The 17693-nt window shown below is 46.4% G+C and carries 17 protein-coding genes and 1 pseudogene; 17 read left to right on the top strand and 1 reads right to left on the bottom strand.

Annotated elements, in window-relative coordinates; genetic code table 11:
- Positions 1–237: 237 nt before the first annotated feature.
- The 8 genes and pseudogenes from sucA to LGZ99_RS08250 form a co-directional block, all read left to right on the top strand.
- Positions 238–3045 (top strand): 2-oxoglutarate dehydrogenase E1 component, encoded by a 2808-nt coding sequence (gene sucA, locus LGZ99_RS08285; protein WP_262979016.1) that lies wholly within the window; start codon positions 238–240, stop codon positions 3043–3045.
- 13 nt (positions 3046–3058) lie between these two features.
- Entirely contained in the window at positions 3059–4276 is a 1218-nt protein-coding gene (odhB, locus tag LGZ99_RS08280) for a 2-oxoglutarate dehydrogenase complex dihydrolipoyllysine-residue succinyltransferase (protein ID WP_021325057.1), read from the top strand.
- Positions 4277–4434: 158 nt separating this feature from the next.
- Entirely contained in the window at positions 4435–5601 is a 1167-nt protein-coding gene (sucC, locus tag LGZ99_RS08275) for an ADP-forming succinate--CoA ligase subunit beta (RefSeq protein WP_023045846.1), read from the top strand.
- Positions 5601–6476: a succinate--CoA ligase subunit alpha gene (sucD, locus tag LGZ99_RS08270; protein WP_262979015.1), complete on the top strand. Its 876-nt coding sequence runs from the start codon at positions 5601–5603 to the stop codon at positions 6474–6476. The genes sucC and sucD overlap by 1 nt, the downstream gene beginning before the upstream one ends.
- A gap of 662 nt (positions 6477–7138) precedes the next feature.
- Complete coding sequence (gene cydA, locus LGZ99_RS08265; RefSeq protein WP_021325055.1) at positions 7139–8707, top strand: cytochrome ubiquinol oxidase subunit I; 1569 nt, start codon at positions 7139–7141, stop codon at positions 8705–8707.
- Between the two features lie 17 nt (positions 8708–8724).
- Positions 8725–9864: a cytochrome d ubiquinol oxidase subunit II gene (gene cydB, locus LGZ99_RS08260; protein ID WP_036838580.1), complete on the top strand. Its 1140-nt coding sequence runs from the start codon at positions 8725–8727 to the stop codon at positions 9862–9864.
- Positions 9865–9876: 12 nt separating this feature from the next.
- Complete coding sequence (gene cydX / locus LGZ99_RS08255) at positions 9877–9993, top strand: cytochrome bd-I oxidase subunit CydX (protein WP_021325053.1); 117 nt, start codon at positions 9877–9879, stop codon at positions 9991–9993.
- Positions 9993–10151: pseudogene (locus LGZ99_RS08250) on the top strand (cyd operon YbgE family protein); the annotation flags it as partial. The gene cydX and the pseudogene LGZ99_RS08250, both read left to right, overlap by 1 nt.
- 50 nt (positions 10152–10201) lie before the next feature.
- Here the strand turns inward: LGZ99_RS08250 and LGZ99_RS08245 are convergent.
- Complete coding sequence (locus LGZ99_RS08245) at positions 10202–11428, bottom strand: RNA-guided endonuclease InsQ/TnpB family protein (RefSeq protein WP_262979014.1); 1227 nt, start codon at positions 11426–11428, stop codon at positions 10202–10204.
- A gap of 58 nt (positions 11429–11486) precedes the next feature.
- Between LGZ99_RS08245 and tnpA the strand changes: the two genes are divergently transcribed.
- The 9 genes from tnpA to cpoB all read left to right on the top strand — a co-directional run bounded on the left by tnpA (position 11487) and on the right by cpoB (position 17580).
- The gene (gene tnpA / locus LGZ99_RS08240; RefSeq protein WP_051769400.1) at positions 11487–11891 is read left to right on the top strand and encodes an IS200/IS605 family transposase; all 405 of its coding nucleotides are present in this window, start codon (positions 11487–11489) and stop codon (positions 11889–11891) included.
- A gap of 84 nt (positions 11892–11975) precedes the next feature.
- Positions 11976–12098, top strand: coding sequence for a cyd operon YbgE family protein (locus LGZ99_RS08235; protein WP_081704233.1), 123 nt, complete (start codon positions 11976–11978; stop codon positions 12096–12098).
- A gap of 116 nt (positions 12099–12214) precedes the next feature.
- Positions 12215–12616: a tol-pal system-associated acyl-CoA thioesterase gene (ybgC, locus tag LGZ99_RS08230; protein WP_036838592.1), complete on the top strand. Its 402-nt coding sequence runs from the start codon at positions 12215–12217 to the stop codon at positions 12614–12616.
- On the top strand, positions 12616–13311 hold the full coding sequence (gene tolQ / locus LGZ99_RS08225) for a Tol-Pal system protein TolQ (RefSeq protein ID WP_021325048.1): 696 nt from the start codon (positions 12616–12618) through the stop codon (positions 13309–13311). Before ybgC ends, tolQ begins: the two co-directional genes overlap by 1 nt.
- 14 nt (positions 13312–13325) lie before the next feature.
- Positions 13326–13751, top strand: a complete 426-nt coding sequence (tolR, locus tag LGZ99_RS08220; protein WP_023045408.1) for a colicin uptake protein TolR — start codon at positions 13326–13328, stop codon at positions 13749–13751.
- Positions 13752–13796: 45 nt separating this feature from the next.
- Positions 13797–14834: a cell envelope integrity protein TolA gene (gene tolA, locus LGZ99_RS08215; RefSeq protein ID WP_036838594.1), complete on the top strand. Its 1038-nt coding sequence runs from the start codon at positions 13797–13799 to the stop codon at positions 14832–14834.
- Positions 14835–14967: 133 nt separating this feature from the next.
- Entirely contained in the window at positions 14968–16260 is a 1293-nt protein-coding gene (gene tolB, locus LGZ99_RS08210) for a Tol-Pal system beta propeller repeat protein TolB (protein WP_021325045.1), read from the top strand.
- Positions 16261–16302: 42 nt separating this feature from the next.
- Positions 16303–16803 (top strand): peptidoglycan-associated lipoprotein Pal, encoded by a 501-nt coding sequence (gene pal, locus LGZ99_RS08205; protein ID WP_021325044.1) that lies wholly within the window; start codon positions 16303–16305, stop codon positions 16801–16803.
- Between the two features lie 9 nt (positions 16804–16812).
- Positions 16813–17580 (top strand): cell division protein CpoB, encoded by a 768-nt coding sequence (gene cpoB / locus LGZ99_RS08200; protein WP_036838595.1) that lies wholly within the window; start codon positions 16813–16815, stop codon positions 17578–17580.
- Positions 17581–17693 lie beyond the last annotated feature (113 nt).

Raw genomic sequence — 17693 nt, 5'->3', positions numbered from 1 at the left:
CGGAGGGCACAAAGAATTGAGAATGATGAGTTGCCAACTGCTAATGATGACAAAAGCTTTGAGGCAAGGAACCTTTAAAAACCATTTAACGGTTTTTAAAGGTTCCTTGAAGGGTTCCGAAACCCAAAAGAGAACATGCATAAAGCACGTCCAAATGAACCTTTTATCGACACCGCATTTAAGCGGTGATAGTTAACCACGGCGAAAACTAAAGCTTTTAAAGCTTAAGGGATCACAATGCAGAACGGCGCAATGAAGGACTGGCTGGATTCAAGCTTCCTGGCTGGCTCAAACCAGTCTTACATAGAGCAAGTCTATGAAGACTATATAACCGATCCAAACTCCGTTGATGCAAGTTGGAAAGAAATTTTCCAACAATTGCCGAATGCGGGATTAAACGGTGAACAACTCCACTCGCAGACGCGTGATTACTTCCGCCGCCTTGCGAAAGATACTACGCGTTATCACTCCTCTGTCAGCGATCCGGCAATGGATGCAAAACAAGTTAAAGTTTTGCAGCTCATCAACGCATTCCGTTTCCGCGGTCATCAAAATGCCAATCTTGACCCGTTGGGATTATGGAAGCAGGATAGTGTTCCTGATTTAGATCCTGTTTTCCATAATCTGACGGAAGCTGATTTTGCAGAGACATTTAATGTAGGTTCTTTTGCTCTCGGCAAAGAAACGATGAAGTTGGCGGATTTGTATGAAGCACTGAAACGCACTTATTGCGGTTCTATTGGTGCTGAATACATGCACATCACGAATACGGAAGAAAAACGTTGGATTCAGCAGCGTCTGGAATCTGTTACCGTCAGTTCTCAGTTCAGCGCAGAGGAAAAACAGCGTTTTCTGGCGGAACTGACGGCAGCTGAAGGTTTGGAACGTTATCTGGGCGCGAAGTTTCCGGGAGCGAAACGTTTCTCTCTTGAGGGTGGTGACGCACTGGTCCCCATGTTGAAGGATCTTATCCGTCATGCGGGTAAGCACGATACACGGGAAGTTGTGATGGGGATGGCTCATCGTGGTCGCCTCAACGTTCTGGTTAATATCTTAGGTAAAAAACCGGCTGATCTGTTCGATGAGTTTGCCGGTAAGCATAAAGAGCACCTTGGTACCGGCGACGTGAAATACCATCAGGGTTTCTCGTCTGATTTTGCCACCGAAGGCGCTAAGGTTCATTTGGCACTGGCATTTAACCCATCTCACCTTGAGATTGTCAGCCCTGTGGTTATTGGTTCAGTACGCGCCCGCCGTGATCGTCTGGATGAAGGTCGCAGCAATATGGTGTTGCCAATCACTATCCACGGGGATGCTGCCGTTACCGGTCAGGGCGTTGTGCAGGAAACCCTGAACATGTCTCAGGCCCGTGGTTATGAAGTGGGTGGTACGATTCGTATTGTTATCAACAACCAGATTGGTTTCACAACGTCTAATCCGAAAGATGCCCGTTCAACACAATATTGTACCGATATCATCAAAATGGTACAGACGCCGATTTTCCACGTTAATGCAGACGATCCAGAAGCGGTGGCATTCGTTACCCGTCTGGCTCTGGATTTCCGTAATGCCTTTAAACGTGACGTGATGATCGATCTGGTATGTTACCGCCGTCATGGTCATAACGAAGCTGATGAGCCAAGTGCGACTCAGCCAATGATGTATCAGAAAATTAAGAAACACCCAACGCCGCGTAAAATCTACGCTGACAAGCTGGTTACTGAGAAGTTGATATCAGTCGATGATGTGACTGAAATGGTTAATCTGTATCGTGATGCTCTTGACCGTGGTGACTGTGTCGTTGAAGAGTGGCGCTCAATGGGGCTGCACTCATTTACATGGGAGCCTTATCTTAACCATGATTGGGATGAAGAATATCCATATAAAGTCGATATTAAGCGTTTGCAGGATCTGGGCAGACGTATCAGCTCTGTCCCGGAAGAAGTGGAAATGCACTCCCGCGTGGTGAAAATCTATAATGACCGCGCAGAGATGGCTAACGGCGATAAATTGTTCGATTGGGGTGGGGCAGAAAATTTAGCCTACGCGACTTTGGTTGATGAAGGTGTTCCGGTGCGTTTGTCCGGTGAGGACGCGGGCCGTGGTACTTTCTTCCATCGTCATGCTGTTATTCATAATCAGACCAACGGTTCTGTTTATGTGCCTCTGGCGAACGTTCATAACGGTCAGGGTGCGTTCAATGTATGGGATTCTGTTTTGTCTGAAGAAGCGGTTCTGGCGTTTGAGTATGGCTATGCGACAACAGAACCCCGCGCTTTAACAATCTGGGAAGCACAGTTTGGTGATTTCGCTAACGGAGCACAGGTTGTTATTGACCAATTCATCAGCTCCGGTGAGCAGAAATGGGGCCGTATGTGCGGTCTGGTTATGCTGTTGCCGCATGGTTATGAAGGGCAGGGGCCCGAACACTCTTCAGCCCGCTTGGAACGCTATCTGCAACTGTGTGCAGAACAGAACATGCAGGTTTGTGTACCGTCAACGCCAGCTCAGGTCTACCACATGCTTCGCCGTCAGGCCCTGCGTGGTATGCGTCGTCCATTGATTGTTATGTCACCGAAGTCACTGTTACGTCATCCATTAGCGGTTTCCAGCCTGGATGAACTGGCTAACGGTAAATTCCAGACAGTTATCGGTGAAGCTGATGCGCTGGATCCTAAAGGTATTAAACGGGTTGTACTCTGTTCAGGTAAAGTTTACTACGACTTGTTGGAGCAACGCCGTAAGAACGAACAAACTGATGTCGCTATCGTGCGTATTGAACAACTGTATCCATTCCCTCATCAGGATGTTCAATCAGCATTGGAGCAGTATGCTCATATACACGATTTTGTCTGGTGCCAGGAAGAGCCATTAAACCAAGGGGCCTGGTATTGCAGTCAGCATAACTTCCGTGAAGTGATCCCGTTCGGGGCTTCTTTACGTTATGCAGGTCGTCCTGCGTCTGCTTCCCCGGCAGTTGGATATACGTCAGTTCACCAGCAGCAGCAGCAAGAGCTGGTTAATGACGCACTGAACGTTGAATAAATAAGGATAGAAAATGAGTAGCGTAGATATTCTGGTTCCTGTTTTGCCCGAGTCTGTTGCTGATGCCACTGTTGCAGTCTGGCACAAAAAAGAGGGTGACCGTGTTGAACGTGATGAAGTGCTGGTTGAAATCGAAACGGATAAAGTGGTACTGGAAGTGCCTGCCAGTGAAGCCGGTGTTTTAGAAGCCATTTTGGAAGTGAAAGATGCAACCGTTCTGTCCAGTCAGCTTCTTGGTCGTATCCGTTTGGGCGATAGCACGGGTAAGCCGACAGAAATAAAAGAAAAAACGGAAGCAACTTTGGCTAAACGCCAGACTGCGGGTTTGGAAGAAGAGAGCAACGACGCACTCAGCCCGGCGGTTCGCCGTCTGATTGCAGAGCATGATCTTGATGCCAAAGCGATTAAAGGCAGTGGTGTTGGTGGGCGTATTGTCCGCGAAGACGTGGAAAAACATATGGCTGATAACGAAAAAGCGGGTAATAAATCAGCAGCAGTCTCTGCTTCTGTCCAAGATTCTTTGTTGCCGCACCGCAGCGAAAAACGTGTTCCAATGACTCGCTTGCGTAAGCGCGTGGCTGAACGTCTGCTGGAAGCGAAAAACAACACTGCGATGTTGACGACGTTTAACGAAGTTAACATGAAGCCGATTCAGGAAATGCGTAAGCTGTACGGCGAAGCGTTTGAAAAACGCCACGGTGTGCGTCTGGGCTTTATGTCTTTCTATGTGAAAGCGGTGGTTGAAGCACTGAAACGCTATCCGGAAGTGAATGCTTCTATTGATGGCGCTGATGTGGTTTACCACAACTATTTCGATATCAGTATTGCGGTATCTACACCGCGTGGTCTGGTAACGCCGGTACTGCGTGATGCGGATGCATTGAGCATGGCTGAACTCGAAAAACGTATTAAAGAGCTGGCTATCAAAGGCCGTGACGGTAAATTGACCGTCGAAGAGCTGACCGGCGGTAATTTCACGATTACTAATGGTGGTGTATTCGGTTCTTTAATGTCTACTCCGATCATTAACCCGCCACAGAGCGCGATTCTTGGTATGCATGCCATTAAAGATCGTCCGATGGCGGTGAATGGTCAGGTAGAGATCCTTCCGATGATGTATCTGGCACTGTCTTATGACCACCGTCTGATCGATGGACGCGAGTCTGTAGGCTTCCTGGTGACCATCAAAGAAATGCTGGAAGATCCTGCACGTTTGCTGCTGGACGTATAGCAACATAATAAATAAGGGCAGATACGCGCTAATATCTGCCCGGTCTGAAGTAAACAAATGTACATGCACAGCCAGTCTTTGGGCTGGCTATATCCAGAGCAACAAAAAAATTAAGAGAGCAATTTGCTCTTCTCAGACTAGATTATGGATAGAACATCATGAATTTACACGAGTATCAGGCAAAACAGCTTTTTGCACGGTATGGTTTACCCGCTCCGGCTGGTTATGCCTGCACTACACCGCGTGAAGCAGAAGAAGCGGCATCTAAAATTGGTGCTGGCCCTTGGGTGGTTAAGTGTCAGGTTCACGCTGGTGGTCGCGGTAAAGCGGGTGGCGTGAAATTGGTTAACAGTAAAGAAGAAATTCGCGCTTTCGCTGAACAATGGCTGGGCAAACGTCTGGTCACTTACCAAACAGATGCGCAAGGGCAGCCTGTTCACCAGATTTTGGTCGAAGGGGCAACTGATATTGCGAAAGAGTTGTATCTCGGTGCTGTGGTTGATCGTGGTACGCGTCGTGTAGTGTTCATGGCCTCTACTGAAGGTGGTGTTGAAATTGAAAAAGTTGCGGAAGAAACTCCGGAACTCATTCATAAAGCGATTATCGACCCACTGGTTGGCCCTATGCCTTATCAGGGGCGTGAACTGGCATTTAAACTGGGATTAACCGGTAAACAAATCAGCCAGTTCACTAAAATTTTTTTAGGATTGGCAAATCTGTTCCTGGAGCGCGATCTGGCTCTGGTTGAAATTAATCCGCTGGTTATCACGACTCAGGGTGATCTGATTTGTCTGGATGGCAAACTGGGCGCTGATGGTAACGCACTGTTCCGTCAGGCTGAACTGCGTGAAATGCATGACCCATCTCAGGAAGATCCGCGTGAAGCGCAGGCGGCACAGTGGGAACTGAACTATGTTGCTCTGGATGGCAACATTGGTTGCATGGTAAATGGCGCAGGTCTGGCAATGGGTACGATGGATATCGTTAAATTGCATGGTGGCGCCCCAGCGAACTTCCTTGATGTGGGTGGTGGAGCAACCAAAGAACGTGTTACAGAAGCGTTTAAAATCATCCTGTCAGATGAAAATGTGAAAGCAGTATTGGTTAACATCTTTGGTGGTATTGTCCGTTGTGACCTGATTGCCGACGGTATTATTGGTGCAGTGGAAGAAGTAGGTGTTCACGTACCGGTCGTTGTTCGTTTAGAAGGGAACAATGCTGAACTGGGAGCGAAAAAACTGGCTGACAGTGGTTTGAATATCATTGCTGCAACCAGCCTGACAGACGCAGCGAAGCAAGCAGTAGCCGCAGTGGAGGCAAAATAATGTCTATTTTAATCGATAAAAACACCAAAGTTATCTGTCAGGGTTTTACCGGTAGTCAGGGTACTTTTCATTCAGAACAAGCGATTGCCTATGGCACCCAAATGGTGGGTGGTGTTACGCCAGGTAAAGGCGGTACTGAACACCTGGGATTGCCTGTTTTCAATACCGTTCGTGAAGCGGTAGAAGCGACCGGGGCAACGGCCTCCGTTATCTATGTTCCGGCTCCATTCTGTAAAGATTCCATTCTGGAAGCTATCGACGCTGGCATCAAACTGATCATCACGATTACTGAAGGTATCCCGACTCCGGATATGCTGGCGGTTAAAGTGAAACTGGATGAAGCGGGTGTTCGTATGATCGGCCCTAACTGCCCAGGCGTTATCACGCCGGGTGAATGTAAGATCGGCATTATGCCGGGCCACATTCATCTGGCAGGTAAAGTCGGTATCGTTTCCCGTTCGGGCACGCTGACTTATGAAGCAGTAAAACAGACCACTGATGCAGGTTTAGGGCAATCTACTTGTGTTGGGATCGGTGGCGACCCAATTCCAGGTTCTAACTTCATTGATATCCTGAAATTGTTCCAGGAAGATCCGCAAACAGAAGCCATCGTAATGATTGGTGAAATCGGTGGTAATGCGGAAGAAGAAGCGGCGGCTTATATCAAAGAGCACGTAACTAAGCCTGTTGTTGGCTACATCGCAGGTGTGACTGCACCAAAAGGTAAGCGTATGGGCCATGCCGGCGCCATTATCGCGGGTGGTAAAGGAACAGCGGACGAAAAATTTGCTGCTCTGGAAGCCGCTGGCGTGAAGACGGTCCGCAGTCTGGCAGACATCGGTGATGCAGTGAAAGAGTTACTTGCTGGCAAGTAACTTCTGATAAAAAATATTTATATATGAGGCCACTGATAAGTGGCCTTTCTATTTGTGTGGGCAGTATTGTCTGTGATTAAATTTTTATTTTCAGTTTGGTATTCTCCAATTAATTTAAACTGAATTTCATTAGTGTTCTTTGTTTAAATTAAATTTAATAAAGACGACGTTAATAATAATATTTTCTTAAGAATGAAAATAAAAAGTTAATTTTATAAGTCATTTAACAGCAATATAGAAATCAATAATTATCTAAATAAACAAATAATTAACAATATGCCAACCAAAATGAAATAATAGACAGGGTAGTTAACACTAACCGGAAAAAAATTATTAAAATCAAGTTATTACTATAGCATTATTTTTCTAATTTGCTTAAATTGATCCTGATCAATAAGTTTCCATTAAACAATAACTGCAATTATTGACTTATATTCAGAATTCTAATCTGAATCACGTAAAACGTATTTATTGTATGGGAATATAAGCGTACTATACTATTAGTCTAATTAGGTTTTTAATTTACTTGATAATTAGTTGTTATTTTAGAGGCATTTATTGCTGGTAGTTATAAGGATTTCGTTTTAGAGCCCTGAATAGGTTCTTGTACGAAGTCAGGTTGCCGCAAGCCGGTGCTTTCCTGCTAGGAGCAAGGAGTCAAGATGTTTGATATTGTCGAACTGTCACGATTACAGTTTGCCTTAACGGCAATGTATCATTTCCTGTTCGTTCCGCTAACGCTCGGTATGGCGTTTTTGCTGGCGATTATGGAAACGGTATATGTGCTCTCCGGTAAACAAATTTACAAAGATATGACAAAATTCTGGGGCAAGTTATTTGGTATTAACTTTGCTCTGGGTGTCGCAACAGGGTTGACCATGGAGTTCCAGTTCGGGACTAACTGGTCATACTTCTCTCACTACGTCGGTGACATTTTCGGCGCGCCTCTGGCGATCGAAGGTCTGATGGCGTTCTTCCTGGAGTCTACATTCGTCGGTTTGTTCTTCTTCGGTTGGGATCGTCTCAGTAAAAAACAGCACTTGGCGGTAACTTGGCTGGTTGCGTTAGGCTCTAACTTCTCCGCACTTTGGATTCTGGTTGCTAATGGTTGGATGCAAAACCCAATTGCTTCTGACTTCAACTTTGAAACCATGCGCATGGAAATGGTGAGTTTTGCTGAATTGGTACTGAATCCGGTTGCTCAGGTGAAATTTGTTCATACCGTTGCGGCGGGTTATGTGACAGGGGCGATTTTTGTTCTTGGCATCAGTTCTTATTACCTGCTTAAAGGCCGTGATATTCCATTTGCTAAACGTTCATTTGCGATTGCTTCAAGTTTTGGTATCGCCGCTGTGCTATCCGTTATTGTTTTGGGTGACGAATCCGGTTACGAAATGGGTGACGTACAGAAGACTAAACTGGCTGCAATTGAAGCTGAATGGGAAACTCAGCCACCTCCGGCAGCCTTTACACTGATAAGTATCCCGGATCAGGATAAAATGGAAAACAAATATGCCATTCAGATCCCTTATCTCATGGGCCTGATTGCAACCCGTTCTGTCGATACTCCGGTTATTGGTCTGCGTGATCTGATGGACCAGCATGAGCTGCGTATCCGTAATGGCATGAAGGCTTATCAACTGTTAGAAGAGCTGCGGGCAGGTAACACGGATCCGACGGTTCGTACCGCATTCAATGAAAGTAAGCAAGATCTTGGCTATGGCATGTTGCTGAAACGTTATACCAGCAAAGTGACTGATGCCAGCGAAGAACAAATTAAAGCCGCCGCGAAAGATTCCATTCCTCGCGTTGCTCCGCTCTATTTTGCATTCCGTATCATGGTTGCAGCCGGCTTTCTGATGTTACTGTTGATTGGTCTGGCGTTTTGGAGCGTGATCCGTGGCCGTATTGGTGAGCAAAAATGGTTACTGCGCGCAGCATTGTACAGCATCCCATTGCCGTGGATTGCCATAGAATCAGGCTGGTTTGTCGCTGAATATGGTCGTCAGCCGTGGGCGATTGGTGAAGTTTTGCCAACGGCGGTGGCGAGTTCCAATTTGGCAGCCAGCGATATCCTGTTCTCGATGGCGCTGATTTGTGGTCTTTACACCTTGTTCCTGATCGCAGAAATGTTTTTGATGTTCAAATTCGCTCGTCGTGGCCCAAGTAGTCTGAATACTGGCCGCTACCACTTTGAACAGAAAACAACTTCAGCGCACGATGCTCAGTAATAAACGGGAGTCCACTTATGTTTGATTATGAAGTACTACGGTTTATATGGTGGCTGCTGATTGGTGTGTTGCTAATCGGTTTCGCGGTAACTGATGGTTTTGACATGGGCGTGGGTGTCCTGTTACGCATCATTGGTAAAAACGATACTGAACGCCGCATCATGATTAACTCAGTAGCGCCACACTGGGATGGTAACCAGGTTTGGTTGATCACTGCTGGTGGGGCATTGTTCGCAGCATGGCCGACGGTTTATGCCGCCGCATTCTCTGGCTTCTATGTCGCTATGATCCTTGTGTTATCCGCGCTGTTTTTCCGTCCGGTTGGTTTTGATTACCGTTCCAAACTGGAAAGTCGTAAGTGGCGCAACATGTGGGATTGGGGGATATTTGTCGGTAGTTTTGTTCCGCCATTAGTTATCGGTGTGGCATTCGGTAATCTGTTACAAGGGGTGCCGTTCAACGTTGATTCCCAACTACGTCTGTTCTATAGCGGTTCGTTCTTCGGATTGCTAAATCCATACGGTTTGCTGGCAGGGGTGATCAGCCTGATGATGATTGTGACTCAGGGGGCAACTTATCTGCAAATGCGTACTACCGGTGAACTGCGTCTGCGTTCCCGTGCCGCAACTTATCTCTGTGCGCTGGTGACAATGGTTGCTTTCCTGCTGGCAGGTGTATGGCTGATTTATGGTATTGATGGTTATATTGTGACTGGCGGCTTGGATACTATGGCTCAGTCTAACCCATTACATAAAGAAGTAGCTCATCAGGCTGGTGCCTGGATGACCAACTTTAATCACTATCCGTGGTTGTGGGCGTTACCGGCACTGGGTGTTGTTTCTCCTCTGCTGACAATATTGATGACCGGTATGAATCGGGCAGGATGGGCATTCTTGTTCTCTTCACTGACCATTGTTTGCATTATTCTGACCTGTGGTGTGACGATGTTCCCATTTGTTATGCCATCAATCACTAATCCAAATGTCAGCCTGACAATGTGGGATGCGACTTCAAGTCTGTTGACACTGCGTGTCATGTTTATAGTTGCATTGATTTTTGTCCCAATCATTCTGGGATACACTATTTGGTGTTACTACAAAATGTTTGGGCGTTTGGATAAAAGCTTTATTGAAAATAACAAACATTCACTGTACTAAGGAGCACAGAGCATGTGGTATTTTGCTTGGATTCTCGGAACGCTCTTGGCTTGTAGTTTCGCTATAATCGCTGCCTTAGCGCTTGAGCATAATGAAGCGGAAAAAACCGCTGAAAATAGTGAGAAATAATGTTGATAGATAAATGCTATCGGCTGATGGATAAAGGTCCTGTAAGGGGCCTTATCCTTATTATGGCGTTGGTGCTTGCTTCTTGTGTCTTCTGGAATCCCGCCCGTTTTGCAGCCAACACCAGCTCATTGCACCGATGGCAAGGCATTTTACTCATTTGACATCCTCCCCCACTTTCGCACTTCGTGACTCAAGAGGGGGATCCCCGTTAGTGGGCGACGGCTGATCGCTCTGCGTCTGGTTCCTGCTTCGACGGGCGGCCTGACTGCACCCTCCCTCCACAGGCAAGCACGGCATGTCCTGCCGCTAAAATGTTACGAGCTCCGTTGATATCGGCATTTTCCGTATATCCGCATTCAAGGCACTCGAATTGACTTTGTGATATGCGGTTTTCTTTCGCTGTATGACCGCAACATGCGCACCGCTGGCTGGTGTATGCCGGAGGGACTGCCAGTACCTGACCGCCGCGACAGCGCTGCTTATATTCTAGCTGACGGCGCATTTCATACCAGCCCTGATCCCGTATCGCGCGATTTAAGCCTGATTTAGCCCGAACGTTCCTTCCGGGCTGTTCTGCCGTGCCTTTAGCTGACTTCGACATGTTACTGACCTTCAAATCTTCAATCACAATCATCGCGTGGTTTTTGCTTATTTTCGTGGTGGTCTTATGAAGGTAGTCGTGGCGAATATTGGCAATATGCGAGTGCAGACGCTGAATTTTTCGCTTCTGTTTCTGCCAGTTGGCGCTGAACTTAACTTTGCGGCTTAACTGTCTCTGGAGCTTCGCCAGCTTGCGCTGGCGGGTTTTAAAACTGTTGACCGGTTCGTATATCGTCCCGTCTGAGAGCGTCGCCAGTTTCGATATCCCGGCATCCAGACCCACCATTGTTGTTGATTCGTGGTGTGGCTCAGAGGCTTCTATCTCGACTTGAAACGACACATACCACTTACCCACTGACTGGCTGATCGTGGCATTTTTGATTTTGCCGTTCACCTCCTGCGATTGCCGGAACTTTATCCATCCGAGCCCAGAAGGCAGCCTGACTCTGCGATTTTCAAGGAGACAATATTTTTCAAAATTGACGAACCGGATTGAATCCCTGCCGTCATTTTTTCGTTTCCATACAGGCGCTTTCGCTGCCAGTGTTTTATCGAAGCTACGCCTCCATGCCCCCTGTAAGTCTTTAAGTTTTTGTTGAAGGTTATCGGTGTAAGCTTCCTGTAAGAAGGCGTATTCCGGTGTTTTTTTCCACCCCGTGAGCATTCGGTTGAGTTCAAACGCGGAGGGAAGTTTTCCGCCGGAATCCAGAATGTGTTTTGTTACCTGAAGTCCGTGATCCCAGACAAAACGAGCACACCCGCATAACTGCCGCAAACGCTGCGACTGTTCTTCAGTTGGCTCTAGTCTGAACTTGTAGGCCTTCAGTATTAGCATTATCATTCAGTGTGTAGTAGGTTTATTCTCTATTTTACTGTGCCTTCGGCTAACTTCAATGCAAAAATACAAAATTAATCGTTCACGACATGCCGCCTTTCTTTTGCATGTACATCTTGTGTTTGTGACCAAATACCGTAGAAAGATTCTTGGCGAGCGACACTATGCCGCCTTTCATCAGTATGCAGGTGAAATCTGCCGTGACTTCCGCGCAGAACTTAAAGAGAGTCACGGCGATTTAGATCATGTTCATATGCTGATTGAGTATCCCCCGACCGTTCAGCTATCGGTATTGGTTAACTCGCTGAAAGCGGTAACCTCCCGTCGCTTACGTAATGAGTTTCTGGACTTACGCGAAGCATACGGAAAGGCCGTTCTCTGGTCTCGCTCCTACTTTGCGGGTTCATGCGGTGGAGCACCGCTGGAAATGGTGAAACAATACATTCAACATCAGCGTGGCTGATGATTCTACGGGCTTTTCAAGCCCGTCCAAATTCCCCTCCCGCCTGATGTCGGCGGGAATACCCTTTGGAGGTAAAGATGGGCTGTGTGCACAGGTGTGACTTTCGGAACGGGTTTTCACCCAAGAAATATCGTCTGGCGGATCTTTTTCTTTCCTCTGCCTGCGTTCTTAATTTTGATTTGGGGCTTGTACCACTTCTTCCATTAATTAATTCTGTATGTTACGGGATTTTTAACCAATAAATTTTTTATTTGCACATTATTCCAAAGCTGCATGGTCTTGAGTATAGTGGCAGCGTTAATTCGCCTTATTTAGGATTGAAAGTGAGTAATACGTTGTTCCGTTGGCCCGTCCGTGTTTATTACGAAGATACGGATGCTGGTGGGGTAGTTTATAACGCCCGTTATGTCGCCTTTTATGAAAGAGCCCGTACAGAGATGTTACGTCAGCATGGCATTCATCAGCAGCGTTTACTTGACGAACAAATTGCATTTGTTGTTCGGCGTATTGTGGTTGATTACCGAGTCCCAGCCCGGCTTGATGATATGTTGCAGATAGAGAGCGAAATTACGGATATTCGTGGAGCATCTTTGACATTTATTCAACGCATTGTTGATGTTAACGGAACAATTCTTAACAGCGCAGAAGTTCTAATCGCCTGCGTGAATACATCTCAAATGAAGCCGATTGCGCTTCCTAAGTCTATTGTCGCGGAGTTTAAGTAGTGACTGACATGAACATTCTTGATTTATTCTTGAAGGCGGGCCTTTTGGTGCAGCTGATCATGCTTATTTTGATCTGCTTTTCCATTGCTTCATGGGCAATCATTATTCAAAGGACCAAAATTCTCAATGGGGCAACCCGTGAAGCGGAAGCGTTTGAGGACAAATTCTGGTCAGGTATTGAATTATCACGCTTGTATAAGGAAAGTCAGTCTCGCCGTGATTCCTTGGGTGGAACGGAACAAATTTTTTATTCTGGGTTCAAAGAATTTGCCCGTTTGCACCATGCAAATAACCATGCACCTGAGGCGGTAGTAACAGGTGCTTCACGTGCAATGCGCATATCTATGAACCGTGAATTGGAAACACTCGAAAGCCATATTCCATTTTTGGGTACTGTGGGTTCAATCAGCCCGTATATCGGCCTGTTTGGTACAGTTTGGGGGATTATGCATGCATTTATCGCATTAGGGGCGGTAAAACAGGCAACTCTTCAGATGGTAGCGCCGGGTATTGCAGAAGCGTTGATTGCAACGGCGATTGGTCTGTTTGCTGCTATTCCGGCTGTTATGGCATACAACCGCCTGAATCAGCGCGTTAATAAGCTGGAGCAAAATTACGATAACTTTATGGAAGAGTTTCTGGCTATTTTGCATCGTCAGGCTTTCTCTGCTGAAAATAAAGCGGAAAACAAATAGTAAGGGGAGAGGCTATGGCACGCACTCGTAGTCGCAAGCGTGAGCTGAAATCCGAAATCAATATCGTTCCCTTACTGGACGTGTTGCTGGTTTTGTTGCTTATTTTTATGGCAACAGCACCGATTATCACTCAGAGCGTAGAAGTTGATTTGCCGGATGCAGTAGATTCCAAAACGGTTTCCAGTTCCGATAACCCGCCGGTAATCGTAGAAGTTTCTGGTGTTGGTCAATACACCATGGTAATTAACCATGAACGGCTGGAGTTATTACCTGAGCCGCAGATTATTGCTGAAGCGCAGGCCCGAATAAAAGAGAATCCGAAAACCGTTTTCTTGATCGGTGGTTCGAAAGAAGTGCCTTATGATGAGATTATTAAAGCACTGAACATGTTACATCAGGCCGGTGTGAAATCCGTTGGTTTAATGACTCAGCCTATCTGAGTCTGGCCGGCAGTTGCTGTTATTTAAAGATTTTGGATATCGAGCGTGGGAAAGACAAACGGGCAAAACAATAAGCTAAATCGCGCCGTTATCGTTTCGGTTGTGTTGCATATTATTTTAATAGGGGTACTTATTTGGGGTTCCCTGACGCAAAAAACTGAAATGGGTGGTGGCGGACAGGATGGTTCTGTTATTGACGCTGTTATGGTCGATCCGAATGCGGTAGTACAACAGTACAATCAACACCAGCAACAGCAAGCTGACGCTAAACGTGCAGAACAGTTACGTAACAAGAAAGCGGAGCAGCAAGCAGCCGAATTGAGAGAGAAACAGGCTGAGGAGCAGGAACGCCTGAAAGCGGTAGAAGAAGAACGGATTAAAGCGCAACAGGTTGCGGAAGAACAGAAAAAGCAAGCTGTAGAATCAGCAGCAAAAGCCCGTGAAGAACAAAAACAGGCAGAAGAAGCTGCGGCAAAGGCTAAGGCTGAAAAAGAAAAACTGATTAAAGAGCAGGCTGAGGCACAGAAAAAAGCAGAAGCCGCTGCTGCTAAACAAAAAGCCGCGGAGGAAGCGAAAGCCAAAGCAGAAACTGAGGCAAAAGCCAAGGCTGATGCGGATGCTAAAGTCAAAGCTGAGGCAGATGCAAAAGCTAAGGCAAAAGCTGACGCTGACGCCAAGAAAAAAGCCGCGGCACAAGCCGCCAAACAGGCAAGTGAAGTTGATGATTTACTGGGTGGTTTAACTTCTAATGCGCCAAAGCAGGGGGGGGCTTCTGCTGCGGGTAAAGGTGGCGGTAAGAAAAGTGGTGCTTCAAATTCTGATATTAATAACTATCTTGGACAGATTCAGATAGCAATACAGAATAAGTTTTATGATCCAAGTATGTATCGTGGGCGTATGTGTACATTACGGATTAAGCTTGCTCCTGATGGTTTGCTAATAGATATAAAACCAGAAGGGGGGGATCAGGCACTGTGTCAGGCAGCGGTAGCCGCAGCTAAACAAGCGAAAATTCCGAAACCACCAAGTAAAGAGGTTTACGAAGTGTTTAAGAATGCTCCGATTGATTTCAAACCTCAATAAGATTGTTATTTATAGAGATTATTAATAACAAACAAAACCATTCAATGTTATTAAGCTATCTGGTTTTGTTTGTTGACGTTTGTTAATATTCTGCGAATTATTGCGGCATTCCATCTGCGATAAGGGAGAGATGATGAAGCAGGCTTTTAAAGTAGTGCTGGGCATTTTGATGTTGTGGGCTGCTGTTGCTCACGCAGAAGTTCGTATTGAAATCACACAGGGTGTTGATTCTGCACGTCCTATTGGTGTTGTGCCATTTAAATGGACTGGGGCGGGTGGTGCTCCTGAAGAGATAGGTGCGATCGTTGGGGCGGATCTTCGCAACAGCGGTAAATTTAATCCTATTGATGCTAGCCGTATGCCACAGCAACCGACGACTGCATCTGAGGTGACGCCTGCTGCTTGGTCGGCCCTGGGGATTGATGCGGTTATTGTCGGGCAGATTCAGCCAAGTGCGGATGGTGGTTTCCTGATTTCTTATCAGTTGGTTGATACCGCTGGCGCTCCGGGAACCGTTCTTGCTCAGAATCAGCTTAAAGTGACTAAGCAGTGGTTGCGTTATGCGGCGCATACAGTCAGTGATGAAGCGTTTGAAAAGCTGACTGGCATTAAAGGCGCATTCCGTACTCGCTTGGCTTATGTTGTGAAAACGAATGGCGGCAAATATCCATATGAGCTGCGTGTATCCGATTACGATGGTTACAACCAGTTCACTGTTCACCGTTCGCCAGAACCATTGATGTCACCGGCATGGTCTCCTGATGGCGCTAAACTGGCTTATGTGACCTTTGAGAGTGGCCGTTCCGCCTTGGTTATTCAGACCTTGGCTAGCGGTGAAGTACGTCAGGTTGCTTCTTTTCCGCGTCATAACGGAGCACCTGCATTTTCCCCTGATGGCAGTAAGCTGGCGTTTGCTCTGTCCAAATCGGGTAGTTTGAATCTTTACGTGATGGACTTGGGTTCAGCTCAGATCCGTCAGGTTACAGATGGCCGCAGTAACAATACTGAGCCAAGTTGGATGCCGGATAACCAGACTTTGGTCTATACCTCCGATCAGGGTGGTCGTCCGCAGTTATACAAAGTCAATATTAATGGCGGTGCTCCTCAACGCCTCACTTGGGAAGGCACACAAAACCAGGATGTTGATGTTAGCTCCGATGGTAGTTTTGTGGTGATGGTCAGCTCAGAGAGTGGTAAGCAGCACATTGCTAAACAAGATCTGGCAACGGGAGCCGTTCAAACTTTGACGGATACGTTCCTGGATGAAACGCCAAGTATCGCACCTAACGGCACTATGGTGATTTATAGCTCCACTCAAGGGTTGGGGACTGTATTGCAGCTAGTTTCGACTGACGGGCGTTTCAAAGCGCGTCTTCCGGCGACTGATGGACAGGTAAAATTCCCTGCCTGGTCGCCGTATCTGTGATGCATAATAATATGTATGGCAAATTTTAAAAGGATCAAAGAGATGCAACTGAATAAAGTGCTAAAAGGGCTGATGTTAGCTTTACCAGTTATGGCCGTAGCAGCGTGTAGTTCTAATAAAAATGCTGATAACGATCAGTCTGGTGTAGGCACTGTTAACGAAACTAATGCGGGTCTATCAGCGGAAGAATTAGCTCGTCAGCAAATGCAAGAGCTGCAAAACAACAACATCGTATATTTTGGTTTCGATAAATTCGATATCAGCTCAGATTTTTCTCAGCTGTTAGACGCTCATGCAGCATTCCTGCGTAGCAACCCATCTTATAAAGTTGTTGTAGAAGGTCATGCTGACGAACGTGGTACTCCTGAGTACAACATCGCATTAGGTGAACGCCGTGCTAACGCAGTGAAAATGTACCTGCAAGGTAAAGGTGTTTCCGGTGAGCAAATCTCTATCGTCTCTTACGGTAAAGAAAAACCAGCTGTACTGGGCCACGAAGAAGCAGCATATGCTAAAAACCGTCGCGCAGTATTGGCATACTAAGAGTAATTCATGAACAGTAACTTCAGACGTCATTTTTTGGGTCTGTCGTTATTGGTTGGCGTAGCGGCTCCCTGGGCCGCTATTGCCCAAGCGCCAATCAGTAATGTCGGCTCGGGTTCTCCCGATGAGCGCCTTACCCAATTAGAGCGTATTTCCAACGCTCACAGTCAGCTGTTAACCCAGCTCCAGCAACAACTCGCCGATTCTCAACGTGATATCGACATGCTCCGTGGGCAGATTCAAGAGAATCAGTATCAGCTTAATCAGGTTATAGAGCGGCAGAAGGATATTTATCAGCAACTGGAAGGCGCTACCAGTTCTGCGGATAGTAAATCTGCTACAAATACAGCATCTTCAACTGCAAGTAATAGTGGTAATCAGGCGTCTTCAGCTACAAGTACGGGTAGCGAGAAGGGTGATTATGATGCTGCCGTTTCTTTGGCGGTGAATACCAAAGAATATGATAAAGCGATTACTGCCTTTCAGAGCTTTGTGAAGTCTTATCCAAAGTCAAGTTATATGCCTAATGCGAATTACTGGTTAGGTCAACTTCATTACAACAAGGGTAAGAAAGACGAAGCTGCTTACTACTTTGCTACGGTGGTGAAAGATTATCCTAAGTCTCAGAAAAGTGGTGAGTCGTTGTATAAAGTTGGTTTGATCATGCAGGACAAGGGCCAGAAGGATAAAGCTAAATCTGTTTACCAGCAGGTTATGAAACAGTATCCTGGTTCGAATGCGGCTAAATTGGCTGAGAAAAAGCTTTCTACGTTGTAATTATCGGCCCCGGAAGGCAATATTAATATGTTTTCGGGGTTTTTTGAGTGCTTAATAAGCATTTAAACGTAATTTGAAAAAATAATCATTGCGCTACGCGGAGAAATCAGTAA

The organism is Photorhabdus temperata (assembly GCF_025384845.1).
Classification (GTDB): Bacteria; Pseudomonadota; Gammaproteobacteria; order Enterobacterales; family Enterobacteriaceae; genus Photorhabdus; species Photorhabdus temperata.
Note: the sequence above shows the minus strand (reverse complement) of the source record. Positions and strands in the feature narration are given on the sequence as shown.